The sequence below is a fragment of the Flavobacterium urumqiense genome, assembly GCF_900108015.1.
Lineage (GTDB): Bacteria > Bacteroidota > Bacteroidia > Flavobacteriales > Flavobacteriaceae > Flavobacterium > Flavobacterium urumqiense.
In genome coordinates, this window is the sequence record NZ_FNVP01000001.1 from 423768 (window position 1) to 450352 (window position 26585).

Sequence of the window (26585 nt, forward strand, 5' to 3'; positions counted from 1 at the left end):
AAATTTTAATGATAAACGATATTTTATCCGGTATTCCATGGGGAATTTTTTTAAGTTTTATGATAGGTCCTGTTTTTTTTATTTTATTGGAAACAAGCATTGTAAAAGGATTTAGAGCGGCATTAGTATTTGATTTAGGTGTAATATTAGGTGATATTGTTTTTATAGGAATTGCTTATTTAGGCAGCTATAGACTAATTCAAAGTTTAAAAGATAAACCGGCCCTCTTTATTTTTGGTGGAATATTGATGTTAGTTTATGGTATTATTTCTTTTATGCAATTAAAAAAAGAAGAAAAGGTAAATACTGATATAATTGACCGGGAGATTATTAAGAAGAATTACGGAAGTCTGTTTATAAAAGGTTTTTTTTTAAATATCATCAACATTGGTGTTCTTGGTTTTTGGCTGGCAATTATCATTTCTGTTGGACCAAAACTGGAAATGCAGACTTCCAGAATGATCACTTTTTTTGCAACGGTAATTTTATCTTATTTATTTATAGATTGTATTAAAATTCTATTAGCCAAACAGTTAAAAAATAAATTGACACCCAATAATATTCTTAAAATCAAAAAAGGGATTAGTATTGTTCTAATGATTTTTGGTGTTGTTTTAATCACTCAAGGTTGGTTTCCTAAGGAAAAACAAATGGTAAAAAATGCTTTTGAGAAGATTGAAAAATAAGTAAAGAAGCTTTTATTTCAAAAATTGAAAAGCCTAAATCAGATAGAAATATTCAGATTTAGGCTTTTTTTTATCTTGTAAATTATCATTTGCGACTAAGTAGAAAAACTAATCTTTAAAAGAAATTGCTCCTTCGGCCGAATGACAAAAAATGATAGTTTCTTAAATGAAATTATACGCCTTATATGGTTTGAAATTCTAAACATATAAGGCATATAAGTTTTAAAAAAGCACTGTAATAAATTTTATTTCTGATTGATATTTTCTTTATTTTTTAAGAAAAAGTTAAGCAAAAAAAAGAGATACAGGAATGTATCTCTTTTAGAGGCATCGTCCGGATTCGAACTCTAACTTTACTTGATTTTTCTTAAAAATTTGACATAAAAAAACCTCAAAATTACTGTGAAGGTTTAGAGGCATCGTCAGGATTCGAACTATAACTTTACTTAATTTTTCTTAAAAATTTGACATAAAAAAACCTTCAAATTACATTGAAGGTTTTAGAGTATTGTCCGGATTCGAACTATAACTTTATTTAATTTTTCTTAAAAATTTGACATAAAAAAACCTCCAAATTACTTTGAAGGTTTAGAGGCATCGTCCGGATTCGAACCGGAGTAGGAGCTTTTGCAGAGCCCAGCCTAGCCACTCGGCCACGACGCCAATTATTTATTGGTGTGCAAATATACTAAAAAAGTTAAAAAAGGAAAGCCAATAACGACAAAGTTTTGAAAATTCGTAATTACTAATTCTTAATTGGTAATTAACTTAACTTCTAGTTTCATCCATTTCTATGGTAACTGCTTCAACATCACCGCCAATAGGAGGATTTAATTTTGAAACTTCTAAAATTACTCTGGAAATAGAAGGAATTTCTTTGAATGTCCTACTGATTATGCGTTGTGCCACATGTTCCAATAAGTTGGATCTAATAGCCATTTCTTCTTCTACAATTCGATTTAAATGCACATAATCTACGGTGTCATTCAATTCATCTGATAATGACGACTGTCGTAAATCTGTTTTTATTTTTAAATCTACTCTATAATCCGAACCTATTTTGCTCTCTTCAACTAAACAACCGTGATACGAGAAGGTTCTGATATTTTTTAATTTTATAAATCCCATTTTTATAATTTTAATCTTGTGGTGTTTGAATCTTGGTAATTGGAGGTTACAGCTTGAATCGAAACAATTTTCTCTAATTCATCAACTGTAAAATGGATTGTATATGGGAATTTTTTAAGCGGTAATATTCTGATTTTGTTATATTTTACTTCAAAAAATGGAATGTTAGTTAACGTTAAAGCATAGTTTTTGAACTCTTTATAAAATAATTTACCCAATCCTTTTCTTGTAGATTCATGATATTCGGCTGCTTCATTAACTTCTTGTTTTGCTCTAGGAAGAATGGTGATTTTATAATTTTCTTTTAAAGCCATTTTTTGTCTAATTCTTTCAAAGCGTCTTTTAAAGGAATATAATCTTCGGGTTTAGCGTTTTTCATTCGTTCTAAAACCATTTCTTGTTGCCATAGCGGAACTTCATTCACTGTGTTGTCATTTATAGAAACGTCAGGAATATGTTTGAAAAAACTAATAAAAGTTTCGTAAAAATCGTCTGGAATTGTAACTGTTACTTGTCTCATGACCTTTGATATTCGTACAAAAATACAAATTTTTGTTTATAGTTTGTTCTTTATGGCGAATCTAACTACAAACCATAAACCACGAACTATAAACTTTTTATATCTTTGCTTAAATTAAACAAAAATATGTCAACCGAAGAAAAATCGCTCCATTTTATAGAACAAATTATTGAAGACAGTTTAGCAAGCGGTTTTCCTCAGGATAAATTGCGTTTTCGTTTTCCACCAGAACCGAATGGCTATTTGCACATTGGCCATGCCAAATCGATATGCTTGAACTTTGGTTTAGGATTAAAATACAATGCGCCAGTTAACCTGCGTTTTGATGATACTAATCCAGCGAAAGAGGAGCAGGAATACGTCGACGCTATCAAGGAAGATCTGAAATGGTTGGGTTTTAATTGGACGGAAGAATTATACTCTTCTGATTATTTTCAACAATTATATGATTGGGCTGTTGCGATGATCAAAAATGGTAAAGCATATATTGACAGTCAATCATCTGAAGATATGGCGATTCAAAAAGGAACTCCAACACAACCAGGTGTTGATGGTCCTAATAGAAACCGTTCTGTAGAAGATAATCTTACTTTATTTGAAGGAATGAAAAGTGGCAATTTTCCAGAAGGAAGCCATGTTTTACGTGCCAAAATCGACATGAAATCAACTAATATGTTGATGCGTGATCCTTTAATGTACCGTATTTTACACCGTCATCATCACAGAACCGGTAACGATTGGAATATCTATCCAATGTATGATTATGCACATGGAGAAAGTGATTATATCGAGCAAATTTCGCATTCTATTTGCACACTTGAATTTGTTATGCACCGTGAATTATACAATTGGTTTTTAGACCAAATTTATGATGATTTAAAAGTTAGACCACATCAATACGAATTTGCGCGTTTGAACTTGAATTACACCGTAATGAGCAAGCGCAAATTATTACAATTAGTTCAGGAAAATATTGTAAATGGTTGGGACGATCCCAGAATGCCTACCATTTCCGGATTGAGAAGACGTGGTTTTACAGCTGCTTCTATTCGTAAGTTTTGTGATATCATTGGTGTTGCCAAAAGAGAAAACGTCATAGATGTTTCACTTTTGGAATTTTGCTTGCGTGAAGATTTAAACAAAACGGCTCCCAGAGTTATGGCAGTTTTGGATCCAATAAAATTGATTATCACTAATTATCCAGAAGATAAAGAAGAATGGCTTGAAGCCGAAAATAATCAGGAAGATGAAAGTGCAGGATTTAGAAAAGTTCCTTTTTCAAGAGAATTATATATTGAGAGAGAAGATTTTCTTGAAGAAGCACCAGCTAAATTTTTTCGTTTGAGTTTAGGCAGAGAAGTTCGTCTTAAAAATGCTTATATCATTAAAGGTGAAAGTGTTGTAAAGGATGTCGCTGGAAATATTACGGAAATACATGTTACTTATGATGAAGACAGCCGAAGCGGAAGTGGGAGTGAAGCTAGTCAAAGAAAAGTGGCCGGAACTTTGCATTGGGTTTCTATCCAACATGCTTTAGAAACCGAAGTTCGTTTGTATGATCGTTTGTTTATCGATGAAGCGCCGGACAATCATAAAGAGAAAAATTTCTTGGAATTTATGAATTCTAGTTCTTTACAAATTGTAAAAGGATTTGTTGAGCCAAGTTTATCAGACGTAAAAGCGGATGAAAAATTTCAGTTTCAACGTTTGGGTTATTTTAATGTTGATAAAGATTCAAGTGAAGGTAAAATTGTCTTTAATAAAACCGTTGGATTGAAAGATGCTTGGGAAGAAAAAGGCAAGAAAGAAGAAAATTTATTGATGAACACTCAAAAAGAAATCAATAAATATGTAAAGGAAAAAGACGAGAATAATGCTGATTTGATTTTAAATTCTATCATTGAAAACATAAAAAGTATTGATAATTACAGTTTAATTATTCAGACAATTGTCAAAAATATCAAGAATGATAATAATTCCCTGTTGTTTTCTAATTTGATTTTGCACTATTCTGATAAAGTTAAAATTAAAGACATAGAAGAAGAGTCGTTGACTAAACTGTATTCGATGTCTTTAAAAAGTCAAATGGCTACCGTTAGAATTTTAGCTATTCAGAATTTACAAAATGATTTAAATAATTACAGTCTTTTTGAAACTCAACTTTCGGAAATTAAAAATGTTGAAAAAAACGAGAAAGTTCTGAAATTACTAAATGATTTAAAATTATAATACTCGATTAATCCTATAGATTTTTTTAATTGAAAGCGCCCGTAAAAGGCGCTTTTTGTTGTTATAGTAAATTCTTATTAAGATTATAAAAAACATAAGATTTAGTAATTAAAAACAACTTATATTAATGAAATTTAAGGCATTTTTTTAACTTTTACCATTTGGTTTATCGTAGGTTATTTTTTGAACAACATCGTGCTTTATTTACTGTTTTGGTCTTATAAAAAACAATTTAACGGCTTGTTAACAACACGATGTTAATAAAATTCGTAATTTTAGATTATTAACAACAAAAACAGAAATTATGTCAAATAACGCAGGAAGTACATTATTGGCTTTATTAACCGGTGCAGCTATCGGAGCTGGATTCGGAATTTTATATGCACCAGACAAAGGTTCCAGAACCAGAGAAAAAATTAACGATGGATATGATGAGGCCAAAAATAATTTAAAACATAAATATGAAAATGCAGCTGAAGAGTTGAAGCATAAAATTTCTCTTTTCAAACAAAATAATTTACAGGAAACTTATGATGAGATGCTTTCCAATGTGAGTCATAAAACGGAAGATGTAATTTCTTTTTTAGAAGAAAAATTGGCTAGTTTGAAAGAGCAAAATGCGAAGCTTCAAAAATAATATTGGTTACCATTACTAATTGATATTAAAATAATAGAGATATGGCTTTTGAAGAATTAAAAGAAAACACAGAGAATATTCATGAACAGCTGCAGTCTTTTTTGGAAAGCAACGTGGCTTATTATAAATTACGGGGTTTTAAGGTTGCAATGAAATCAACCACCATGATGCTTAAGTTTACCTTGATATTTATATGTTTTAGCATGGTTTTGTTATTTTGTTCTATAGCAGGAGCTTTTGCAATTGGTAAATATTTAGATAATTATCCTTTGGGATTTTTAATCATTGCAGGAGCATACCTTGTCTTAACAGGTCTTTTATTCACCATTAGAGATAGATTTTTTGAAGGGTCAGTATTAGAGAAATTTTCTGAAATATTTTTTAACGACGATTAAATTATGGAAACAAAAAGATATTCGTCCTATGCTCAGATAGATAGGGAATTGGAAATTTTAAAAATTGAAAAAGAAATTAGTTATCAAAAACTAGTTTTCGGGATTAAAAAAACCAAAGAGAGTTTGACACCGCAAAACATTGTTAGTGGTGTTATAGGTTCTTCATTGAATGCTTTTTCTGGTAATTACGGAACGCTAATAAATCTAGCAATTCCATACGTTACTAAAGCAGTTCCTTTTGTTTCCAAGGCTTTTCCAAAGGTTATCAAATGGGTATCAAAACTAAAAAGAGGCAATTAAGCCTCTTTTTTTATGTAGTGTTATATTTCTGTTTCGGGTTCTTCAGAAGCTGGAGGTGTTTGATGACCTGTATGATGTTCCTCATCGGCTTTTGGTTTTCTTTTTTTATTCTTATTTTTCATCATTTCCCCCACTTGATTGGAGGCGCTGAAAGAAGCGACCATATTATTCAACATATCACTTCCTGCCTGTGGAGAATTAGGTAACAAGATTAAATTAGAATTAGCGTCTGCGCCAATGGCTTGCAGCGTATCATAATGTTGCGTCACAACAATTAGTGCTGAAGCTTCCTGGGAGTTTATCCCCACTTTATTTAAAACATCTACACTTTCTACCAAACCTCTTGCAATTTCACGTCTCTGATCCGCAATTCCCTGTCCTTGTAAGCGTTTGCTTTCTGCTTCTGCTTTGGCTTTAGCCACAATTCTAATTCTGGATGCTTCTGCTTCAAATTCTGCTACTGTTTTTTCTCTATCGGCGGCATTGATTCTATTCATGGCATTTTTTACTTGAATATCCGGGTCAATATCAGTAACCAAAGTATTGATAATTGTATAGCCATAAGTGGTCATTGCTTCATTCAATTCTCTTTTTACCGCAATTGCAATATCATCTTTTCGTTCAAAAACATCATCCAGTTTTAATTTTGGAACTTCGGCACGAACAACGTCAAATACATAAGATGTAATTTGGTCATGAGGATATTCCAGTTTGTAAAAAGCATCATAAACGGTTTCTTTGATGACCATGAATTGTACCGATACTTTTAGTTTTACAAAAACATTGTCTTTCGTTTTGGTTTCGATGATAACATCTAACTGTTGAATTTTTAGATTAACGCGTCCAGCAATTCGGTCGATTAAAGGAATTTTAAGTTGAAGCCCCGATTGCCTCACACTCAAGAATTTGCCAAAGCGTTCAATGATGACGGAGGTTTGTTGTTTGACGGTAAAAAAAGAAGAAAGTAAAATAAATAATCCGAAGACAATAATAATAATTAGTGTAATGTTCATAGTATGAATAATTTAATTAATAAGTTACCGTTAAATTACAAAAAAACTTTAGGTTTGTCCTGATTAAATTTTAAAACATGAAAAAGATAGCATTAACTACTGTTTTTATACTGATTTCAATAGCAGCGTTGTCGCAATATAATTATAGAGATGCTAACAGGATTGGGATTACTTTTGGAGTAAATCAGTTTACATTGAATACTAATAATTTCCAGACCAATGCTGGCTCAGGATGGAACGGGGGACTTTCCGTTAGAGGAAATTTCTATAATGATTGGGATATGGTTTATGCATTGCAGTTTAGTGAAAACAATTTTTCAGTAGCCACAAAAAGCTTTTTTTTAACAAATGAAGCCGTGAATTACAAACTGCCATCAGCTCAAATAGCATTGCAGTTGAGTTACAAATTGATCGAAAATCATTTGAGTGTTGAGTTTGGTCCTTTAGTTCAAGTAAACGGAAAATTTAAAATTGATTCGAACAAAGAAAATAACAACATTTCCGGAACCGCATTGTTAGCCAAAGATATTGTGGATATTTCTAAATTTAATTTCTATCCAACTATTGGAATAACTGCCGGAGTTCGTCATTTGCGAGTTAATGTCTCGTATCAATATGGTCTGAACAATATGCTGGGTAACTTGAACACGAAGAATTTAGGCGTAAATTTCAAAGGAAATCCGGGAATTATCAATGCAGATTTGATTCTTTATTTATAAAAAACAAGAAAGCTCCCAAATTTGGGAGCTTTCTTGTTTTTTATAAAGCAGCTATTGCCTTCTGAATTCTCTTTATCGTTTCTTCTTTTCCAATTACTTCAACGATATCAAATAGGTGAGGACCTTTCAATGCACCAACCATACTCAATCGAAACGGTTGCATTACTTTACCCATTCCAATTTCGTTTTTCGTCATCCAATCTTTTACGATGGTTTCGATATTCATGGAGGTAAAATCGGTGATTTCCTCCACGACAGAAATTAATTCTTGCATCAATGTTGGCGTTTCGTCCTTCCAGTTTTTCCGCGCTTTTTCATCATACGATGTTGGAGACACAAAAAAGAAATCACTTAATTCCCAAAATTCCGAAACAAAATGGGCGCGTTCTTTGATTAAAGAAACCACTTTTATTAGAACACTTTGATCAACATTAAACCCTTTTTCAGCCAAAATAGGAGCGTAGGCTTTCGCCAAATCTTCATCTTTCTGTTTCACCAAATATTGGTGATTGAACCACTTGTTTTTTTCTGGATCAAATTTAGCTCCGGCTTTATGTACTCGACTCAAATCGAATGCTTCCACTAATTCTTCAAGTGTATATAATTCTTTTTCAGTTCCGTCATTCCAACCTAATAAAGCCAGAAAGTTGATTACAGCTTCCGGGAAAAACCCTTTTTCTCTGTATCCTGATGAAACACCTTCTTCAGTCTTCCAGTCCAATGGAAATACAGGAAATCCCATTTTGTCACCGTCTCTTTTTGATAATTTTCCGTTCCCGATAGGTTTCATAATCAATGGCAAATGTGCAAATTCAGGTGCTTGCCAACCAAAAGCTCGGTACAACAAAACGTGCAAAGGCATAGAGGGCAACCATTCTTCACCACGAATCACGTGAGTAGTTTCCATTAAATGATCATCCACTATATTAGCTAAATGATAGGTTGGCATTCCATCGCTTTTAAACAAAACTTTATCGTCTAAAAGATTTGTTTCAAATTTCACATCACCACGAATGATGTCATGCATATGCAATGTTTCGTTTACGGGAGTTTTAAAACGGATCACATAATGTTCTCCATCAGCGATTCTTTTGGCGGTTTCGTCTGCAGAAATCACTAATGAAGTGTCCAGTTTTTCTCTGTTATGGTGATTGTATATAAAAGTATTTCCTTGTTCTTCTTCTAATTTTCTATGTGCATCCAAAGCTTCTGCTGTATCAAAAGCATAATACGCATTACCGGAATTGATTAACTGATCCGCATATTGTTTGTACAAATGTTTTCTTTCGCTTTGACGGTAAGGACCAAATTTCTCATTTTTTCCAATCGTTTCATCTGGCGCAATTCCTAACCATTCCAGTGCTTCCATGATATATTCTTCGGCACCAGAAACATAACGGTTTTGGTCCGTATCTTCAATTCTTAAAAAGAATACACCATTATTTTTTTTGGCAAACAAATAATTGAATAATGCGGTACGAACTCCGCCAATATGTAAAGGTCCAGTTGGACTTGGTGCAAAACGCACACGAACTTGCTTCGACATTTTTGTAAATTTTGGTGCAAAGATAAATTAAATGGATTTGTAGATTGGTAGACTTCCTCTTTTTTTAGATAAATAAAGAAAGTATGAAAAGCTACCTCATTTCTACAGGAATTCTTTTATTCATTACAGCGAACCATAGCTGAGGGAAAAAGGATAAAACCATAGATGTGGGATAACCATAAGGCATTTGCGGGGAAACGTCATGGTATTCTAATATTTGGTACTTCTTTTGAGATTTAAAATGGTGATCGCTGTGGCGAGTAAGTTCATATAGAATAATTCTTCCAAGAACGTGATTTGAATTCCAAGAATGTTTCTCTGAAACTCGTTCAAATCTTCCGGATGCAAGGCGGTTTCTTTTTAATCCATAATGCTCAATGTAATTGATAGTTTCCAGTAAAAGAAAGCCAACAATTCCAGCAAACAAAACAAACAAAAAACCTTTGAAACCAAAAAACAAAAAAATTAATAGTAAATAACTAATTTGAATTATCGTAAACCAAAACATATCATTCTTAACAGAAAAGAAGGAACGATTATCAATGATATTTAATTTTTTTTGAATTTCCCAAGCTTTTTTATATGTTCCTATCACGGTTTGAAACCAAAAAGCATACAGGTTTTGATTGTATTTTGCCGTTGATGGATCTTCAGGGGTAGAAACATGTAAATGATGTCCGTGATTGTGTTCTATATAAAAGTGGGTATAATGACTTGGAATTAAAAGAAATTTTCCTAGAATTTTTTCGAAATGATTCTTTCTATGACCCAGTTCATGGGCGACGTTAATGCCATTAGCTCCAAGAATAACTCCAAGACTCAATGTCATCCCAATGATTTCGGTTTTGGATATTCCAGGTTGGGTAATTTTATACAAACAAAAAAATATTGCGCCATAAACAATGGGAACATTCAGGTAAAGTAAAACATCAAAAAACTTATTTTTTAATCTATCCGAAACGGTTTCTTGATCATAATTCTTTTGGTCTACTGGCAAAAGGAACTCTAAAAAAGGAATTATAACAAAAGTAAAGAGTAGTGCAGAGAACGACCAAAAATCACCTAAATATATTCCTAGAATACCAACAACAGGAATACTGTATGCCCATAAATATTTCATATCAAAAGATTTGCATAAATTTACTAAATCGTATCGGTTTTTCCAACTATTTAATTTTGCCTATTTTTTTAACGTTTTCTGATTGAGATAAATTTGTACTTTTAACGGTTATTAATAAGAAGTTAGAAATTTTGGAAGCAGGAAATGTTATTTTTCAAAAATTGGAGGCTTTTATCAAAAAGTATTATACCAATGAACTGATTCGGGGATTGTTATTCTTCGTCGGTTTAGGCTTGTTGTATTTTTTATTTACGCTTTTTGTAGAGTATTTTCTTTGGCTTAAGCCAATGGGAAGAAGGTTCTTGTTTTGGACTTTTATTTGTTTTGAAATTTTCCTGTTGTTCCGATTGATTTTGTTTCCAATATTTAAATTATTCAAACTCCAAAAAGGAATTGATTACAAACAAGCTTCAGGTATTATCGGAAATCATTTTACGGAAGTAAGCGATAAACTAACTAATTTTCTGCAATTATCAGATGCTGATAGTCAACAGCATAAGTCGGAATTATTAGTGGCCTCGATAGAACAAAAAGCGAGAACCTTGCAACCGATTCCTTTTGGAAACGCGATTAATTTAAATAAGAACAAAAAGTTCCTGCCTCTTGCATTATTTCCTGTTGTGGTTTTATCCTTCTTTTATTTGTCGGGTAACAGTACAATAATTTCTCAAAGTTTGAATAGAGTAGTGCATTTCAATTCGCCATTTTTGCCTCCGGCACCATTTAAATTCATTCTTTTAAGTACTAATCTGCAAACAGAACAAAACAAAGATTTCGTCCTTCATATAAAAACCGAAGGAAAAGTTGTCCCTGAAAATGCCACGATCTTTATTGATGATGAAAGTTATTTCATGGAAACCACTAAGTCCGGGGATTTTAAATTTAAGGTTTCAAAACCGGCCAAAAACGTTTTGTTTCACGTGGAGGCTAATGGAATCTCTTCTGAAGATTATGAATTGAAAGTAGTGACAGTGCCTACTATTTCTAATTTTGAAATGATATTAAACTTTCCGTCTTATCTAAATAGAAAAGCAGAATATATTAAAGGAACCGGAAACGCCATTATACCGGAAGGAACCAGCGTTACCTGGAAAATGAACACTCAAGCGACTCAAAATGTGGTTTGGAAGGATGTATCATCCGTTTTTCCTTTTTCGAAAGCAGAAAACACATTCAGTTTTTCAAAATATATTCTTCAAAATACAGAATATCAAATTCTTATCTCTAATGATAAAGTAAAAAACCATGAAAAGTTGGACTACCAGCTAACAATAATCAAAGATCAGTTCCCAACGATCAAAGTTAATACTGCTCCTGACAGTTTGAAGGTAGAAAAAAAGTATGTATTAGGTCAAATTTCTGACGATTATGGATTGTCTAAACTGCAAGTGGTTTATTATGAAAGAGACAAGCCGCAAACTGCTAAACGTGGAATAATTGTTGTTAAGGCATTAGTATTTGATCAATTCGTATTTACTTTTCCTGGAAATCTTCCGGTAGAACAAGGGACGTCTTATGATTACTATTTTGAGGTTTTTGATAATGACGCAATCCATCACTTTAAAAGCACAAAATCATCGGTTTTCTCCAATCGAGTTTCTACAGATGAAGAAAAGGAAGACCAGATTTTGAAGCAACAAAATGATAATATTAATAGTTTAGAGAAGTCTTTAAAAAATCAGGACAAACAAATTTCTGCCATTGAAAAAATTCAAAAGAGTGGTAAAGAGAAAAGTAATTTGGAATTCAATGATCAACAAAAAGTAAATGACTTTATCCAGCGTCAAAAACAGCAGGATGAAATGATGCAGGAATTTGCAGAAAAAATGAAAGATAATTTAGATAAGTTTAAAACGGATAAAAAGGACGAACTAAAAGAAGATTTGCAAAAACGTTTGGACAAAGCCGATAAAGACTTTGAGAAAAATCAAAAATTATTGGATGAACTTAAATCATTAAATGATAAGATTAAGAATGAAGACCTACTTGATAAATTAGAAAAATTCAAGCAAAATAGTAAAAACCAAACTAAAAATTTAGCACAATTAGTTGAACTTACTAAGCGTTATTATGTAGATAAAAAAGCAGAACAAATTGGGGATAAATTAGATAAGCTTTCTGAGAAAGAAGATAAGTTGTCGGAGAATGAAAAGGACAATAAATTAGAGAAGCAGCAGGAAATAAATGATGCTTTTGATAAAATTCAAGAAGATTTAAAAGATTTAGAAAAAGAAAATAAGGAATTGAAATCTCCAATGGATCTTCCAAAAGATGCAGAGAAGGAAAAAAGTATAGATGAAGATTTGAAGAAAGCTTCCGAAGAATTAAAAAAGCAAAATCAATCTAAAGCAAAACCGAAACAAAAAAGCGCAGCAAAAAAAATGAAAGAGATGTCCATGAAAATGGAACAAAGTATGGAAGGTTCCGAGAAGGAACAATTAGAGGAAGATGTCAAAATGTTGAGACAAATCTTAGATAATTTGTTGGCATTTTCATTGTCTCAGGAAGATGTGATGCTTCAATTTAAAGGATTGAAATCGGGTTCTCCTTCTTTTAATAAAAACATTAAAGTACAGCAAAATTTAAAACTACAATTCAAGCATGTTGATGACAGTTTGTTTGCGATGTCTTTGCGAAACCAAAAAATTGCGGAGGAGGTAACGAAAGAAATAGGTAATGTTCATTACAATATTGATAAATCGCTGGAGACTCTATCGGATTCACAAATTCCAAAAGGTCTGTCGCATCAGCAGTATACAATTTCGGCTGCCAACAAATTAGCGGATTTTTTGAGCGAAATTCTTAGTGGCATGCAGATGTCATTGTCCGGAATGGGTTCCGGTAAACCGAAGCCAGGACAGGGAAAAGGAATGCAATTGTCGGACATTATTAAAAAGCAGGAAGGACTTGGAGAAAAAATGAAAGAAGGAATAGAGAAAGGCAGTAAGCCAGGGGAAGGCCAGAAACCAAGAGATGGAGAAAAAGGGAAGAAAGGTTCTGGACAAAATGGAGAAAACGGGGAGGATGGTGAAGGAGATGCCAAAGCGATTATGGAAATTTATAAAGAACAAAAGCAATTGAGGGAAGCGTTGCAAAACGAATTAAATAAACAAGGATTAGGAGGAAACGGTCAAAGTGCTTTAGAGCAAATGAAGCAAATAGAGAAACAGCTTTTGAATATAGGTTTTAAAAACGAGACGCTTCAAAAAATCCTGAATGTAAAACAAGAATTATTGAAATTAAACACAGCGGTTCAGCAACAAGGACAGGAAAATAAGCGTCAATCGGAAACCAATAAAAAGGAATTCAACAATCAATCTAACGCATTGCCATCTGCTTTATTAGATTATTTGAATAGCATCGAAATATTAAATAGACAATCCTTACCTTTGCGCTCGAATTTTAATCAAAAAGTTCAAGAATATTTTAATAAAAAATGATCAATTTTAATTATGAAACTGATTTTACTTTAGACAACGAAGAAGCAATTGCTGCTTGGTTGACTAACGTTATTACTTCAGAAAACAAGAAAGAGGGAGAAATAAATTATATCTTTTGTGATGACGAATACTTACACAAAATCAATTTAGAATATCTAAATCACGATACATTAACCGACATCATTAGTTTTGATTATACAATGGGAAATGAGTTGAGTGGGGACATATTTGTTTCTATTGAACGTGTAAACGATAATGCTAAAGATTTCAATGTTGTTTTTGAAGAAGAATTGAAACGCGTTTTGGTTCATGGCATTCTGCACTATTGTGGTTATAAAGATAAAGGCGAAGCGGAAGAACTGCTGATGCGTTCTAAAGAAGATGAAAAAATCGCGTTGTTCCACGTGGAACTATAGATTAAATTTTAATGACAAAAGAGGATTGTTTCACGTGGAACAATCTTAAAAAGGATTTGTGTTGGTGTATAATGTTTCACGTGGAACAATAAAACAAAACCAAGGTTCAGGCGATTCAAAAATTGCTTCAATCTTAATTTTGAGTTTTCTCAGGACTAAATAATAAAAAAATGTTTCAAGAAGAATACGATGTAATTGTTGTTGGTGCCGGTCATGCCGGTTCAGAGGCTGCAGCTGCAGCTGCAAATTTGGGCTCCAAAACTTTATTGGTTACAATGAGTTTGCAGAATATTGCCCAAATGTCTTGCAATCCTGCCATGGGGGGAATTGCTAAGGGACAGATAGTTCGAGAGATTGATGCTTTGGGTGGTTATTCTGGAATTGTTTCGGACAAAACAGCGATTCAATTCAAAATGTTGAACAAGTCCAAAGGTCCCGCAATGTGGTCGCCAAGGGTTCAAAGTGACCGTATGCGTTTTGCTGAAGAGTGGCGTATGATGTTAGAAGGAACCCCGAATCTTGATTTTTATCAGGAAATGGTGAAAGGTTTGATTATAGAAAATGGAAAGATAAAGGGGATTCGAACTTCACTGGGAGTGGAGATTCGATCTAAATCGGTTGTGTTGACCAATGGAACTTTTCTGAATGGTTTAATTCATATTGGAGAGAAACAATTTGGCGGGGGACGAGCAGGAGAGAGTGCTGCCTATGGAATTACTGAAGATTTAGTGAATGCGGGTTTTCAGGCGGGAAGAATGAAAACAGGAACGCCTCCAAGAGTGGATGGTCGTTCTTTGGATTATTCTAAAATGAATGAAGAAAAGGGAGATGCTAAACCTGATAAGTTTTCTTATTCGGATATTACTGCGCCTTTGATTCATCAAAGATCTTGTCACATGACCTATACTTCTCTTGATGTTCACGATATTTTGAGAGAAGGTTTTGATCGTTCGCCAATGTTTAATGGTCGAATAAAAAGTCTTGGACCAAGATATTGTCCGTCAATCGAAGATAAGATTAATCGTTTTGCTGATAAAGAAAGACATCAGTTGTTTGTTGAGCCAGAAGGATGGAATACCTGTGAGGTTTATGTAAATGGGTTTTCCACTTCGCTTCCTGAGGATATTCAATTTAAAGCGTTGCGTTCTGTTGTTGGATTCGAGAAGGTGAAATTTTTCCGTCCAGGATATGCAATTGAATATGATTATTTCCCTCCAACACAATTAAAACATACTTTGGAAACCAAGTTAGTTGAAGGTTTGTATTTCGCTGGTCAAATAAATGGAACTACTGGATATGAAGAAGCAGCTTCTCAAGGCTTGATGGCAGGAATTAATGCGCATTTAAAAGTGCATGAAAAAGCGCCGTTAATATTGAAAAGAGATGAAGCATATATTGGTGTTTTAATTGATGACTTAATTACAAAAGGAACAGAAGAGCCATACAGAATGTTTACTTCTCGTGCTGAATACAGAACATTACTTCGCCAGGATAATGCTGATTTCCGATTAACACCAATGTCATATGAAATTGGGTTGGCTTCTGAAAAGCGTTTGCGTAGAATGGAGCATAAATTAAATCAATCTGAGAAAATGGTTGCTTTCTTCAAAGAAACTAGTGTTTCAGTTGCAGAGGCAAATCCTATTTTAGAGTCAAAAGATACGGCGCTAATTACACAAGGCGATAAAATGTTTAAAGTATTTTCGCGTCCGCAAATTGATTTAGAAGATATAATGAAATTTGAAAAAGTGGCGACTTATATTGCAGAAAACGATTTGGATCAAGAAATATTAGAACAAGCCGAGATCCAAGTGAAGTATTCTGGATACATTGAAAAGGAACGAAATAATGCTGATAAATTGCTTCGATTAGAAGATGTGAAAATCCCAGAAAATTTCGATTATAATAAAATCAAATCGATGTCAATAGAAGCTAAACAAAAATTAAGTAAGATTCGTCCTGTAACTATTTCTCAAGCTTCGCGAATTAGTGGCGTTTCGCCAAGTGATGTTTCGGTGTTGTTGATTTATATGGGACGATGAGAAAGTAATCAGTTTACAGGCAGTGTTCAGTAAAAAAATGAATGCTTATCAATACGTTCCACGTGAAACAAAATCTAATTTACATCTTATATAAAGGGATTCAGTTGCAAACTGCAACTGACCACTGAAAACTAAAAATGGACATTTTAAACAAAAAGCATTTTTTAACCGTTAAAGATTATTCCGTTTCTAAAGAAACATTTGAATTGTATCATGACGAAGAGTTGGACATGTTGATTACATCTCCGCAACCCAGTTTAGAAAATTTAGGAGAGTATTACGAAAGTGTAGATTACATTTCACATACAGACAGCAAACGATCCTTGTTTGAAAAAGCATATCATTTTGTAAAAAGCATCGCGCTTAAAAACAAACTTGATTTGATTAATTCATTGCAGCCTGATAAAGGAAGGGTTTTGGATATCGGAGCGGGGACAGGTGATTTTTTATCGGTGGCAAAACAAAACGGTTGGCAGACAATAGGAGTAGAGCCAAGCGATAAAGCAAAAACGATTGCAAAAAACAAAGGTGTTTCCTTTGTCGAAAAAACAACAGAATTGGAAAATCAATCTTTTGATGTTATTTCGATGTGGCACGTTTTGGAACACGTTCCTGATTTGGACGAACAGATAAAAGAATTGAAACGATTGCTAAAACCGAATGGGACTTTAATAATTGCAGTACCTAATTTCAAATCTTTCGACGCAAAACATTACGGAAAATTTTGGGCGGCTTACGATGTGCCAATTCATTTTTGGCATTTTTCAAAAACGGCGATACAATCTCTTTTTCAAAAAGAAAAAATGAATTTGGTAAAAGTACTTCCAATGAAGTTTGATTCTTTTTATGTTGCCTTGCTTTCAGAAAAATACAAAACGGGTAAAATGAATTTTATAAAAGCACTTTTCGTCGGATTACAGTCGAATTGGAAAGCCAAGAAGAATTTGGAGTATTCATCCCATATTTATATCCTAAAAAACAGTTAAATCTTATTTTAAGCGTATTTAAGCCTGTTTTTTGCCTTGAATCAAGTCTATTGTTGTCTTTTTTGAGAAGTTATTTTATATGAAAGCTATTGAATCGGGTTTTGATAAACTTAAATTATTAATAATACAATTACAATAACAAAAACTGATATCACAAATAAAGGTGCATTTTAAAAACTTTATGTCAATGCTACTTATTTTTTTATATTTTTGTCACACATACTTAAAAAATAAGAAATTCACCAAATGAAATCGAAGATTCACGAATACCAAAAAAGAAATATTAAAAATATGAGTAAAAAAGCATTAGTAATTATCGCACTTTCAATTACAATATTATCTTGTAATAAACCAGTAACTGCAGTTAAGGAAGTAAAAACAGCTTACGTAGATACTTCAGTGTTAATGAAAGAATATACCGAAGCAAAAGATCTTGAGGCTAAATACAAAGCAAAATCAGAGGAAAAAGGTAGACAACTAGATGCTGAGATTGCAAGATTCAAGCAAGAAGCAGCTGGTTTTCAAGCACAAGCACAAGCAAACGGACAAGCTTGGGCACAACAAAAAGGAGCTGAACTACAAAAAAGAGAACAACAATTAGGTGCTGCACAACAACAATTAGCACAAGAGTTGCAACAAGAAAGTGGAAAAGAAATGGATTCTTTGGTTAGTGGTGTAAAAAAATTCATCAAAACGTACGGGAAAGAAAAAGGATACACTTACATATATGGTACAGGTGATGCTGCCTCTATTTTATATGCTGAAGACAAATATGATATCACAAAAGAGATTATTAAAGAATTGAATGACAAATATAAATCTGCAACTCCAAAAGATGCAGAAGCTAAAAAATAATATTTTTAACTATTAATTCAAAATATGGCCTTCATCTAATATTTAGATTGGAGGCTTTTTTTTTGGCAGCTTAATCCCGCTTTTCATTTCAATCTCTCGTTTATAAAGCTTTTTTCTTACCCATAAAAGGAGCTTCCTGCGGTCGCTCTTTTCTGCTTAGAAAAAATTGCTTTCCAAATCTCGAGTATTTCCATTACAATCGGGGCTGAAAAACATTGGAATCAAATCAAAAATATTTTCCAAAAACTAAAATAGTAATTCTATTTTCAATATTTTAGCTATCTCTATACACGCCAAATGCAAACAATCTCTGAAGCCGCCTCTTACACCTTACAATTTATTAATCAAACGCATCGATCGGTATTTTTGACTGGTAAAGCAGGAACCGGGAAAACGACGTTGCTGCGAGAAATTATTCAAACCACTCACAAGAATACCGTAGTTGTCGCACCTACGGGAATAGCGGCGCTAAATGCAGGGGGCGTTACGATTCACTCGATGTTTCAGTTGCCTTTTGGAGGTTTTATTCCGGAATTCAATGTAGATTCTCAATTTTCAGAAAGCGTAAAATTTGAATCTAAAGATACGTTGCGCAGGCATTTTAAAATGAGCGGTTTGAAGAAATCGGTCATACGCAATATGGAATTGCTGATTATAGATGAAGTGAGTATGCTTCGAGCTGATTTATTGGACGCCATGGATTATATGATGCAAACCGTTCGTAAAAGGAATACTCCTTTTGGCGGTGTACAAGTATTATTTATTGGCGACTTGCTGCAATTACCTCCTGTAATCCGTGATGAAGAATGGCGCACACTGCGCAATTATTACAAAGGAAAATTCTTTTTCCATTCTCATGTCGTGCAGCAAAATCCGCCTTTATACATAGAATTGTCTAAAATTTTCCGTCAAACGGATGATAAGTTTATAGCCGTCTTAAATAATTTGAGAAACAATCAGATTTCACAGGAAGATATTCAAGCTTTAAATCAATACGTGAAACCGGATTTTGATTTAAAAGCCAACAAAGGTTACATTACTTTAACCACACACAATGTTAAAGCAGATACGATGAATGCGCAAGCTTTGGAAGATTTAGTGGGCAAAGAAGTGACGTACAATCCAGAAATTGTGGGCGATTTTCCCGATAAGATATTTCCGGTGGAGGAACATTTGAAACTCAAAATTGGTGCGCAAGTAATGTTTGTGAAAAACGATTTGTCTTTTGATAAAAATTATTTCAATGGAAAAATGGGTGTTATTAAATCCCTTTCGAGCCATGAAATTCTCGTTCATTTTCCAGAAGAAAACAAAACCATAGAAGTCGAAAAATACGAATGGCAAAATATTCGCTATAAAATAGACGAAACGACCAAAGAAGTTGCTGAAGAAGTTTTAGGGACTTTTGTTCATTATCCCATTAAACTGGCTTGGGCCATAACGGTGCACAAGAGTCAGGGATTAACTTTTGATAAAGCTGCGCTCGATGTTTCGCAAGTTTTTCTTCCAGGACAGGCATACGTGGCGTTATCGCGTTTGCGTTCGTTAGAAGGGCTTATTTTGCTGTCTCCACTGCGAATGAATGGCATTTCGAATGATCAGGATGTGATGGATTATTCGTTAAATAAGGCTTCTGATGAACTATTAAAGAATGCATTGCATTTCGAAACTAAAAATTTCATCCATAATTACCTGATTAACACCTTCGATTGGCAAGATTTAGCGCAAGAATGGCGCAATCATAAATACAGTTACAACGATAAATCAGAAATATCAGAGAAATCCAAACATGCGGTTTGGGCCAAAAAGCAAACGGAAGTCATCGAACAACTATTGGATCCATCAAAAAAATTTATATCACAATTGAATAAACTTTTTGGTCAGGAAACAGTCGATTTGAATCATGTTTCTGAACGTATTCAAGCTGCTTTCGGTTATTTCTTAAAACCAATGGATGATCTGGTTTTTGAAATCCTTTGGAAAATTGAAGAAGTAAAACGAATCAAGAAAGTAAAAGCGTTTTACGATGAATTAATTATTCTGGAAGAATTGCAAACCAAAGCGGTTTTGCGTTTGATGAAGGCCAAATTATTAATAGAAACTGTTGTCTCCGGCGAAACTATTTCGAAAGAAAAACTGACATCAGCAGAGATAAAGCAATATATAACCAAAAAAACGGATGCGATTCGGGAAGAATTCAAAAATGTAAATGTCACTTTGATTGATGATGAGAAAGATGTAGAACGCTATACTTCGAAAAAATCAAAAACAGCAATACCCAAGAAATCTACGGTTCAGGAAACCTATGAATTGTGGGTCGAAAAGAAATCAATTGAAGATATTGCCACAATCAGAGTATTAACTAAACAAACCATTTATTCGCATTTTGTAAAGCTTATTCAAACTAAAGCGGTATCTATTTCGGAAGTTTTACCGGAGGATAAAATGCAAGATTTAGCAACTGCTTTTGCCGGATACAAAGAAGAATCACTGAATACCTTGATGGAAAAACACGGTCATAAATTCTCTTGGGAAGAAGCTAGGATGTACAAAGCGAGTTTGAATTAAGGATCGTTAAAGAACGGCTATAAAAAAACCTATTCGATAAGAATAGGTTTTTTGTTTTATAGTGATTGAATCAATATCCAAGCTTCAGGATTGTGTTTTTTCTGAATCTCTTGTTTTGCTTTTTCAGCCTCTGCAATTGTGGCATAACTTCCGTAAAGTACCGGGAATAATCCATGTTTATTAGTAGCAATTCGGCGGGCTTTGTATCCTAAATGAATTAATTGATTAAATGTTTTTTGTGCATTTTTTTCTTCTCTATAAACTCCTGCCATAATATGATAGGACATTTTTACTTCCGTAGCTGATTTTACAGATAGTACTACAGCCGGAATTGGAGTTTCGATAAAAAAAGTAGCTTCTTGTATTTTATTTTGGACCTGTTTTTGAACAGCTGTTTCAACAAGTGTAGTTTGGGTTGCGATTTGGTTTTGATATATTGGATAACCAACGCTTCCGGTTAAACCCAGTCCCAAAACAAAAATAGCAGCGTATTTTAAATACGGATTCATTCTTCTTGTTTCCGGAATTAAAACAATTGGCTCTTTTTCTTCAATTGCCTGTATCTTTTGTTCGAAGATTTCTCTTTTCACAAGTGGAGAAACAAACGGACTTAAACCAAAAGAATTAGTCAAATAATTGGTTTGGTCGTATGGAGTAAATATTAAATTCGAATCGGCATTCAGGCAAAGATCACCTACATTTTTTATGGAATGAACACCATTTTCTTCCAATGCTTTTTTCCAATTGAAAACTTCATACTGAATAGCGCTTACGGCATATTCATAAGAAGTTTTTTCAGCTTGAGCGATATGATTGGCTAATAAACCGTCATTGTTCTTAAGGTTGGCATTGAAAGAAATCATTTTCTTTGGAGGAGAAAATGAATTCGAGCTTTCATTCAGTTGAGCCGATTGAATTTCGGTCAAAAAAGCTCCTAAACCCGGAACGGTTACACATTGATAACGGTATAAGAGCTGCGCGATGTATAGTTCGATTTTCATACTTACAAAGTTATACAACGAATATAGGTATCAAAATTTTATTCACAATTTTTATTAACAATCCGCTTTAAATTTTATACATTTCAATTTCAAATAATTAGCATGAAAGAACTAGATTTATTTTATTTATTGGCATTGCAAAGAATAGAAGGAGTGGGAGATATAATGGCAAAAAAACTGCTTACCCATTTTGGAAGTGCGGAAGCTGTTTTTAATACAAAAGCATCGCAACTTGCTGCTATTGATGGAGTAGGATCTGTTTTGTTGAAAAATTTAAAAGATAAATCAGTTTTCGAAAAAGCGACTCAGGAACTGGAGTTTATAAAAGCGAATGAAATCAATGCGGTTTATTTCCAAGATGAAGAATATCCCGAACGGTTGAAACATTGCATCGACGGACCACTTTTATTGTTCACATCAGGAAATATTAATTTAAAAAATAAGAAAATAATCAGCATCGTGGGGACAAGACAAATTACGTCTTACGGTATGGAATTCTGTAGAAAATTAATAGAAGATTTAGCACCGCTTGATCCTATAATCGTGAGTGGTTTTGCTTACGGCGTTGATATTGTGGCGCATCAATTGGCAATGGAACATAATTTACAAACGATAGGTGTTGTGGCTCATGGTTTGAACCAAATTTACCCGAAAACCCATAAAAAATATGTCGCTAAAGTCGAGCAAAACGGCGGTTTCATGACCGAGTTTTGGAGTTCCTCGAATCCGGACAAAGAAAATTTCGTAAAAAGAAACAGAATCGTAGCTGGAATGTCTGAAGCAACCATTGTAATTGAGTCCGCAGACAGGGGAGGTTCATTGATTACGGCCAACATGGCCAATGATTACAACCGAGATGTTTTTGCCGTCCCAGGTCGTGTTACGGACAAATACAGTCAGGGTTGCAACAACCTGATAAAAACCCAAAAAGCAAACGTCTTGACCAGTGCAGCCGATTTGATTTATATTTTGAATTGGGATATTCAAAAAGAAACTAAATCAGTGCAAAAGCAATTGTTTGTGACTTTAGAGGATGACGAACAAAAAGTATATGATTACCTTTTAAAAACGGGAAAAGAACTGATGGATATTATTGCCTTACGTTGTGATTTCCCTATTTATAAAATCTCAGGCATGCTGTTGAATATGGAACTCAAAGGCGTGATTCGACCTTTGCCGGGGAAATTGTTTGAGGCAATTTGATTTAATTATATAAGTCATTTAAGCTTTCGTGAAATAGTATTAAACTTAAAAAAAAACTTATATGACTTACATGTTTTAAAAATAGATTGTTACACCTCAAATCCTAATTTTTCTCTTACTCTTTTTAAAACGCCATTGGCAACAACTGCTGCTTTACCAGCTCCAGTTTGAAGCAAAGCATCAACTTCAGGAAGGTTGTTCATGTAGTAATTGTATTTTTCTCTTTCGGTTTTAAAAGTTTCTGTTATCAATTCAAAAAGGGCTTGTTTGGCGTGACCGTAACCATAATTTCCACCCAGATAATTGGCAGTCATTGTGGCTATTTGTTCTTCATTTGCTAATAATTTATATATAGCAAACGCATTACAAGTTTCTGGATTTTTTGGATCTTCCAGCGGCGTGCTGTCAGTTTCAATACTCATCACTTGTTTGCGCAACGCTTTATCATCCAGAAAAATATTGATAATATTATTCGCTGATTTACTCATTTTTCCGCCATTGGTTCCCGGAATCAGCATCCCGTCCTTTTGTATTATCGCTTCAGGAATCACAAACGTTTCTCCCATTTGGTGGTTGAAACGAGAGGCCACATCACGAGTAATTTCGAGGTGTTGCAATTGGTCTTTTCCAACAGGGACAAATTGGGCATCGTATAATAAAATATCGGCAGCCATCAACATTGGATACGAAAACAAACCAGCATTGACATCTTCCAGTCTATCTGCTTTATCTTTGAATGAATGGGCTAATGTCAAACGTTGAAAAGGAAAAAAACAACTTAAATACCATGATAATTCTGCTGTTTGTGGCACATCAGATTGTCTGTAGAAAACAACTTTATCAACATTCAAACCACAGGCAAGCCAAGCCGCTGCGGTGCTGTAGGTATTTGTTCGTAAGGTTTCACCGTTTTTTATTTGCGTTATGGAATGCAAATCGGCAATGAAAAGAAACGATTCATTTTCTGATTTATTTGATAATGCTATTGCGGGAATGATTGCGCCAAGTAAGTTGCCTAAATGTGGTGTTCCGGTACTTTGTACGCCGGTAAGTATTTTTGCCATCGTAATTTTAACTTTAACCGCAAAGTTCGCAAAGTTTTTTGCAAAGTTTGCACGGATTGTAATTTTTTTCCAAGACTAAAGTAGCCAAATTGAATTCTTTTAGCGCTATTTACATTGGATTCCTTACTTTTGACTTTATGAGAGGATTAAAAATTATTTTTTGGACACTTTGGCGCGTATGGTTTTATGTTTTAATGACCATTCCCATATTGCTGATGTTTCCTTTTTTAGTGCTTTCTATAGTAACTGAAAGTGGCTATCCTTATTTTTTTAAGATGGCTCGTATCTGGGCAAAATTCATTCTTTTCGGAATGGGTTTTTATTATAAAATTGATAAGAACCAAGAGCTGGAATCTAATAAAAGTTATATGATAGTGGCCAATCATACCTCGATGGTAGATATTATGCTGATGCTCGCAACGATTAAAAATCCATTTGTTTTTGTAGGCAAAAAAGAACTGTCAAAAATTCCTTTGTTTGGATTTTTCTACAAAAGAACCTGTATTTTGGTGGACAGGAATTGTTCTAAAAGTAAAATGGGTGTTTTTAATCGCGCTCAAAAAAGAATAAATCAAGGGCTAAGTATTTGCATTTTCCCTGAAGGCGGTGTCCCCGAAGATGAATCGGTATTATTAGATACTTTTAAAGACGGTGCTTTTCGTTTGGCTATAGAACATAAAATCCCTATTGTTCCCATTACTTTTGCAGACAATAAAAAAAGATTTTCCTATACTTTTTTCAGTGGTAGTCCTGGTTTTATGAGGGTCAAAATTCATTCTCATATAGAGACATTGGGAAAGACAGGGGAGAATAGAAAAGAGATGAGAGAAGAAGTTAGAGACATCATTTATTCTCAATTAGAGGAATTTGAGAGGACTGGAGATCAAAATAAGTTTGCTTTTTAGTAACTGATATAAAAAAAAGAGTTCACCTTGGTGAACTCTTTTTTAGTTTTATGCTTCTGCTAATTCTTTTATTCTAGCTTTAATTTTTTCTTCAAGCTCATCAGCTAATTCTGGATTGTCTTTTATTAAAGACTTAACAGCATCACGACCTTGTCCTAATTTGGTTTCACCATAACTAAACCAAGATCCCGCTTTTTTGATGATTTCAAATTCTACGGCAAGATCTAAAATCTCTCCAGTTTTTGAAATACCTTCACCATACATGATGTCAAATTCAGCAATTTTAAATGGCGGAGCCACTTTGTTTTTAACCACCTTTACTTTAGTTCTGTTACCAAGTACGTTGTCACCGTCCTTTATTTGAGTAGAACGACGAATATCTAAACGTACCGAGGCGTAAAATTTCAGTGCATTTCCTCCAGTTGTAGTTTCCGGATTTCCGAACATTACTCCAATTTTCTCTCTCAATTGATTGATAAAGAAAACAGTACAATGTGTTTTGCTGATTGTTCCAGTTAATTTTCTTAATGCTTGAGACATCAAACGGGCATGAAGACCCATTTTGGAATCTCCCATTTCACCTTCAATCTCACTTTTTGGAGTCAAAGCAGCAACGGAGTCAATGACAACAATGTCAATTGCACCTGAACGAATTAAGTTTTCAGCAATTTCTAATGCTTGCTCTCCATTATCTGGTTGAGAAATAATTAGATTTTCAATATCTACGCCCAATTTCTCCGCATAATTTCTGTCGAATGCATGCTCCGCATCTATAAATGCAGCAATTCCACCCGCTTTTTGAGCTTCAGCAATCGCGTGAAGTGTCAAAGTTGTTTTTCCAGACGATTCCGGACCGTATATTTCAATGATTCTTCCTCTTGGATATCCACCAACTCCTAAGGCTAAATCGATACCTAAAGATCCTGAAGAAATAGTTTCTACTTCCTCAATGGCTTTGTCTCCCATTTTCATTACAGTACCTTTTCCGTAGGTTTTATCTAATTTGTCTAGCGTAAGTTGTAACGCTTTCAATTTAGCTTCTTTCTCTGTACTCATCTTCTCTTTTACCTTTTCTTTCATCTATTTGTATTATTTTTTAAAATCGTAAAAAACTGACAGGATGAATAATTCCCCTGAAAATTTAATTTAGAGTAACATATATTTTCGTAAAAATAGTTCTTTTTTTGATGCGAAATTTCTCTTCCGAAAATATTTCTCAACCCTTATTTTATATTAAAAGAGAATAAATTATTTTCTTTTTTACAGGAATAATGCCTTCAGTTCAGTTGCGTCGTGAGGGTTCATTTTTCCAGCCAGAACCAAACTCAGTTGCTTGCGGCGTAAAGCGGCGTCAAAACGTTGTTTCTCCAGTTCTGTTTCTGGAACAATTTGGGGAACTTCTACAGGTCTTCCGGTGTCATCTACAGCTACAAAAGTATAAATAGCTTCATTAGCCTTAGTTTTGTTGCCAGATTCCCGGTCTTCTACCCAAATATCAATGTATATTTCCATAGAACTCTTAAACGCTCTGGAAACTTTAGCTTCAACAGTTACAACACTTCCCAAAGGAATGGCTCTGTTAAAAGCCACGTTATTTACAGATGCTGTAACTACAATTCTTCTTGAATGTCTTCTTGCCGCTATGCTTGCTGCACGATCCATACGGGCTAATAATTCACCGCCAAAAAGATTATTCAAAGGATTGGTTTCGCTTGGTAAAACTAAATCGGTTAATGTAGTTAAAGATTCGGAAGGATGTTTTGGTATCATTTTTTTTATCAATGTAATTATTTCTTGTAATGTAATTTGTAC

At 33.8% G+C, this 26585-nt stretch carries 24 protein-coding genes and 1 tRNA gene; 14 read left to right on the forward strand and 11 right to left on the reverse strand.

Going from position 1 to position 26585, the window contains the following annotated elements; genetic code table 11:
- Positions 1 to 8 precede the first annotated feature (8 nt).
- The gene (locus C4S35_RS01875; RefSeq protein WP_103998528.1) at positions 9 to 686 is read left to right on the forward strand and encodes a LysE family translocator; all 678 of its coding nucleotides are present in this window, start codon (positions 9 to 11) and stop codon (positions 684 to 686) included.
- A gap of 592 nt (positions 687 to 1278) precedes the next feature.
- On the opposite strand, the gene C4S35_RS01880 is transcribed toward C4S35_RS01875, so the two are convergent.
- From C4S35_RS01880 to C4S35_RS01895, 4 genes are all read right to left on the reverse strand, one after another.
- A tRNA-Cys gene (locus C4S35_RS01880) sits at positions 1279 to 1349 on the reverse strand.
- Positions 1350 to 1454: 105 nt separating this feature from the next.
- Positions 1455 to 1814, reverse strand: a complete 360-nt coding sequence (folB, locus tag C4S35_RS01885; protein WP_103998529.1) for a dihydroneopterin aldolase — start codon at positions 1812 to 1814, stop codon at positions 1455 to 1457.
- Between the two features lie 2 nt (positions 1815 to 1816).
- Positions 1817 to 2128: a hypothetical protein gene (locus C4S35_RS01890; protein ID WP_103998530.1), complete on the reverse strand. Its 312-nt coding sequence runs from the start codon at positions 2126 to 2128 to the stop codon at positions 1817 to 1819.
- Positions 2119 to 2334, reverse strand: coding sequence for a hypothetical protein (locus C4S35_RS01895; protein ID WP_103998531.1), 216 nt, complete (start codon positions 2332 to 2334; stop codon positions 2119 to 2121). Before C4S35_RS01895 ends, C4S35_RS01890 begins: the two co-directional genes overlap by 10 nt.
- Positions 2335 to 2460: 126 nt before the next feature.
- Between C4S35_RS01895 and C4S35_RS01900 the strand changes: the two genes are divergently transcribed.
- From C4S35_RS01900 to C4S35_RS01915, 4 genes are all read left to right on the forward strand, one after another.
- Positions 2461 to 4563, forward strand: coding sequence for a glutamine--tRNA ligase/YqeY domain fusion protein (locus C4S35_RS01900; protein ID WP_103998532.1), 2103 nt, complete (start codon positions 2461 to 2463; stop codon positions 4561 to 4563).
- A 304-nt stretch (positions 4564 to 4867) separates the two neighbouring features.
- Entirely contained in the window at positions 4868 to 5200 is a 333-nt protein-coding gene (locus C4S35_RS01905) for a YtxH domain-containing protein (RefSeq protein ID WP_103998533.1), read from the forward strand.
- 41 nt (positions 5201 to 5241) lie between these two features.
- On the forward strand, positions 5242 to 5595 hold the full coding sequence (locus C4S35_RS01910) for a competence protein (RefSeq protein ID WP_103998534.1): 354 nt from the start codon (positions 5242 to 5244) through the stop codon (positions 5593 to 5595).
- 3 nt (positions 5596 to 5598) lie between these two features.
- Complete coding sequence (locus tag C4S35_RS01915) at positions 5599 to 5895, forward strand: DUF6327 family protein (RefSeq protein ID WP_103998535.1); 297 nt, start codon at positions 5599 to 5601, stop codon at positions 5893 to 5895.
- Between the two features lie 20 nt (positions 5896 to 5915).
- On the opposite strand, the gene C4S35_RS01920 is transcribed toward C4S35_RS01915, so the two are convergent.
- Positions 5916 to 6908 carry an SPFH domain-containing protein gene (locus C4S35_RS01920; RefSeq protein WP_103998536.1) on the reverse strand — a complete coding sequence of 331 codons (993 nt, stop codon included), beginning with the start codon at positions 6906 to 6908 and terminating at the stop codon, positions 5916 to 5918.
- Positions 6909 to 6985: 77 nt separating this feature from the next.
- Here C4S35_RS01920 and C4S35_RS01925 point away from each other — a divergent pair, with 77 nt between their 5' ends.
- Positions 6986 to 7627 (forward strand): porin family protein, encoded by a 642-nt coding sequence (locus C4S35_RS01925; RefSeq protein ID WP_103998537.1) that lies wholly within the window; start codon positions 6986 to 6988, stop codon positions 7625 to 7627.
- Between the two features lie 40 nt (positions 7628 to 7667).
- On the opposite strand, the gene gltX is transcribed toward C4S35_RS01925, so the two are convergent.
- Together gltX and C4S35_RS01935 are read right to left on the reverse strand one after the other, a co-directional pair.
- Positions 7668 to 9173, reverse strand: coding sequence for a glutamate--tRNA ligase (gltX, locus tag C4S35_RS01930; protein ID WP_103998538.1), 1506 nt, complete (start codon positions 9171 to 9173; stop codon positions 7668 to 7670).
- A 91-nt stretch (positions 9174 to 9264) separates the two neighbouring features.
- A complete protein-coding gene (locus C4S35_RS01935) occupies positions 9265 to 10293 on the reverse strand; it encodes an alkane 1-monooxygenase (protein WP_103998539.1) in 1029 nt (342 codons plus the stop codon).
- Positions 10294 to 10424: 131 nt separating this feature from the next.
- Between C4S35_RS01935 and C4S35_RS01940 the strand changes: the two genes are divergently transcribed.
- The 6 genes from C4S35_RS01940 (at position 10425) to C4S35_RS01965 (ending at position 20600) form a co-directional block, all read left to right on the forward strand.
- Positions 10425 to 13733: a DUF4175 family protein gene (locus tag C4S35_RS01940; protein WP_103998540.1), complete on the forward strand. Its 3309-nt coding sequence runs from the start codon at positions 10425 to 10427 to the stop codon at positions 13731 to 13733.
- Positions 13730 to 14149 carry an rRNA maturation RNase YbeY gene (gene ybeY, locus C4S35_RS01945; protein ID WP_103998541.1) on the forward strand — a complete coding sequence of 140 codons (420 nt, stop codon included), beginning with the start codon at positions 13730 to 13732 and terminating at the stop codon, positions 14147 to 14149. The genes C4S35_RS01940 and ybeY overlap by 4 nt, the downstream gene beginning before the upstream one ends.
- Positions 14150 to 14319: 170 nt before the next feature.
- A complete protein-coding gene (gene mnmG, locus C4S35_RS01950; RefSeq protein WP_103998542.1) occupies positions 14320 to 16191 on the forward strand; it encodes a tRNA uridine-5-carboxymethylaminomethyl(34) synthesis enzyme MnmG in 1872 nt (623 codons plus the stop codon).
- 137 nt (positions 16192 to 16328) lie between these two features.
- Positions 16329 to 17177 carry a class I SAM-dependent methyltransferase gene (locus tag C4S35_RS01955; RefSeq protein ID WP_103998543.1) on the forward strand — a complete coding sequence of 283 codons (849 nt, stop codon included), beginning with the start codon at positions 16329 to 16331 and terminating at the stop codon, positions 17175 to 17177.
- Positions 17178 to 17423: 246 nt separating this feature from the next.
- Positions 17424 to 18032: an OmpH/Skp family outer membrane protein gene (locus C4S35_RS01960; RefSeq protein ID WP_244175176.1), complete on the forward strand. Its 609-nt coding sequence runs from the start codon at positions 17424 to 17426 to the stop codon at positions 18030 to 18032.
- A 297-nt stretch (positions 18033 to 18329) separates the two neighbouring features.
- Positions 18330 to 20600 (forward strand): helix-turn-helix domain-containing protein, encoded by a 2271-nt coding sequence (locus C4S35_RS01965; protein WP_103998544.1) that lies wholly within the window; start codon positions 18330 to 18332, stop codon positions 20598 to 20600.
- Positions 20601 to 20656: 56 nt separating this feature from the next.
- On the opposite strand, the gene C4S35_RS01970 is transcribed toward C4S35_RS01965, so the two are convergent.
- Positions 20657 to 21601: an HU domain-containing protein gene (locus C4S35_RS01970; RefSeq protein ID WP_103998545.1), complete on the reverse strand. Its 945-nt coding sequence runs from the start codon at positions 21599 to 21601 to the stop codon at positions 20657 to 20659.
- A 102-nt stretch (positions 21602 to 21703) separates the two neighbouring features.
- Here C4S35_RS01970 and dprA point away from each other — a divergent pair, with 102 nt between their 5' ends.
- Positions 21704 to 22804: a DNA-processing protein DprA gene (dprA, locus tag C4S35_RS01975; RefSeq protein WP_103998546.1), complete on the forward strand. Its 1101-nt coding sequence runs from the start codon at positions 21704 to 21706 to the stop codon at positions 22802 to 22804.
- Between the two features lie 89 nt (positions 22805 to 22893).
- Here the strand turns inward: dprA and trpS are convergent, their stop codons facing one another.
- The gene (trpS, locus tag C4S35_RS01980; RefSeq protein WP_103998547.1) at positions 22894 to 23868 is read right to left on the reverse strand and encodes a tryptophan--tRNA ligase; all 975 of its coding nucleotides are present in this window, start codon (positions 23866 to 23868) and stop codon (positions 22894 to 22896) included.
- Positions 23869 to 24005: 137 nt separating this feature from the next.
- Here trpS and C4S35_RS01985 point away from each other — a divergent pair, with 137 nt between their 5' ends.
- Positions 24006 to 24773: a lysophospholipid acyltransferase family protein gene (locus tag C4S35_RS01985; RefSeq protein WP_103998548.1), complete on the forward strand. Its 768-nt coding sequence runs from the start codon at positions 24006 to 24008 to the stop codon at positions 24771 to 24773.
- Between the two features lie 48 nt (positions 24774 to 24821).
- Here C4S35_RS01985 and recA read toward each other — a convergent pair whose 3' ends face one another.
- Positions 24822 to 25829, reverse strand: coding sequence for a recombinase RecA (recA, locus tag C4S35_RS01990; RefSeq protein ID WP_073209530.1), 1008 nt, complete (start codon positions 25827 to 25829; stop codon positions 24822 to 24824).
- 204 nt (positions 25830 to 26033) lie between these two features.
- On the reverse strand, positions 26034 to 26543 hold the full coding sequence (locus tag C4S35_RS01995) for an acyl-CoA thioesterase (RefSeq protein WP_103998549.1): 510 nt from the start codon (positions 26541 to 26543) through the stop codon (positions 26034 to 26036).
- Positions 26544 to 26585: the final 42 nt, after the last annotated feature.

Coding starts and splice junctions, on each gene's coding strand:
- C4S35_RS01875 (WP_103998528.1), top strand. CDS start 9: ATGATAAACGATATTTTATCCGGTATTCCATGGGGAATTTTTTTAAGT.
- folB (WP_103998529.1), bottom strand. CDS start 1,814: ATGGGATTTATAAAATTAAAAAATATCAGAACCTTCTCGTATCACGGT.
- C4S35_RS01890 (WP_103998530.1), bottom strand. CDS start 2,128: ATGGCTTTAAAAGAAAATTATAAAATCACCATTCTTCCTAGAGCAAAA.
- C4S35_RS01895 (WP_103998531.1), bottom strand. CDS start 2,334: ATGAGACAAGTAACAGTTACAATTCCAGACGATTTTTACGAAACTTTT.
- C4S35_RS01900 (WP_103998532.1), top strand. CDS start 2,461: ATGTCAACCGAAGAAAAATCGCTCCATTTTATAGAACAAATTATTGAA.
- C4S35_RS01905 (WP_103998533.1), top strand. CDS start 4,868: ATGTCAAATAACGCAGGAAGTACATTATTGGCTTTATTAACCGGTGCA.
- C4S35_RS01910 (WP_103998534.1), top strand. CDS start 5,242: ATGGCTTTTGAAGAATTAAAAGAAAACACAGAGAATATTCATGAACAG.
- C4S35_RS01915 (WP_103998535.1), top strand. CDS start 5,599: ATGGAAACAAAAAGATATTCGTCCTATGCTCAGATAGATAGGGAATTG.
- C4S35_RS01920 (WP_103998536.1), bottom strand. CDS start 6,908: ATGAACATTACACTAATTATTATTATTGTCTTCGGATTATTTATTTTA.
- C4S35_RS01925 (WP_103998537.1), top strand. CDS start 6,986: ATGAAAAAGATAGCATTAACTACTGTTTTTATACTGATTTCAATAGCA.
- gltX (WP_103998538.1), bottom strand. CDS start 9,173: ATGTCGAAGCAAGTTCGTGTGCGTTTTGCACCAAGTCCAACTGGACCT.
- C4S35_RS01935 (WP_103998539.1), bottom strand. CDS start 10,293: ATGAAATATTTATGGGCATACAGTATTCCTGTTGTTGGTATTCTAGGA.
- ybeY (WP_103998541.1), top strand. CDS start 13,730: ATGATCAATTTTAATTATGAAACTGATTTTACTTTAGACAACGAAGAA.
- mnmG (WP_103998542.1), top strand. CDS start 14,320: ATGTTTCAAGAAGAATACGATGTAATTGTTGTTGGTGCCGGTCATGCC.
- C4S35_RS01955 (WP_103998543.1), top strand. CDS start 16,329: ATGGACATTTTAAACAAAAAGCATTTTTTAACCGTTAAAGATTATTCC.
- C4S35_RS01960 (WP_244175176.1), top strand. CDS start 17,424: ATGAAATCGAAGATTCACGAATACCAAAAAAGAAATATTAAAAATATG.
- C4S35_RS01965 (WP_103998544.1), top strand. CDS start 18,330: ATGCAAACAATCTCTGAAGCCGCCTCTTACACCTTACAATTTATTAAT.
- C4S35_RS01970 (WP_103998545.1), bottom strand. CDS start 21,601: ATGAAAATCGAACTATACATCGCGCAGCTCTTATACCGTTATCAATGT.
- dprA (WP_103998546.1), top strand. CDS start 21,704: ATGAAAGAACTAGATTTATTTTATTTATTGGCATTGCAAAGAATAGAA.
- trpS (WP_103998547.1), bottom strand. CDS start 23,868: ATGGCAAAAATACTTACCGGCGTACAAAGTACCGGAACACCACATTTA.
- C4S35_RS01985 (WP_103998548.1), top strand. CDS start 24,006: ATGAGAGGATTAAAAATTATTTTTTGGACACTTTGGCGCGTATGGTTT.
- recA (WP_073209530.1), bottom strand. CDS start 25,829: ATGAGTACAGAGAAAGAAGCTAAATTGAAAGCGTTACAACTTACGCTA.
- C4S35_RS01995 (WP_103998549.1), bottom strand. CDS start 26,543: ATGATACCAAAACATCCTTCCGAATCTTTAACTACATTAACCGATTTA.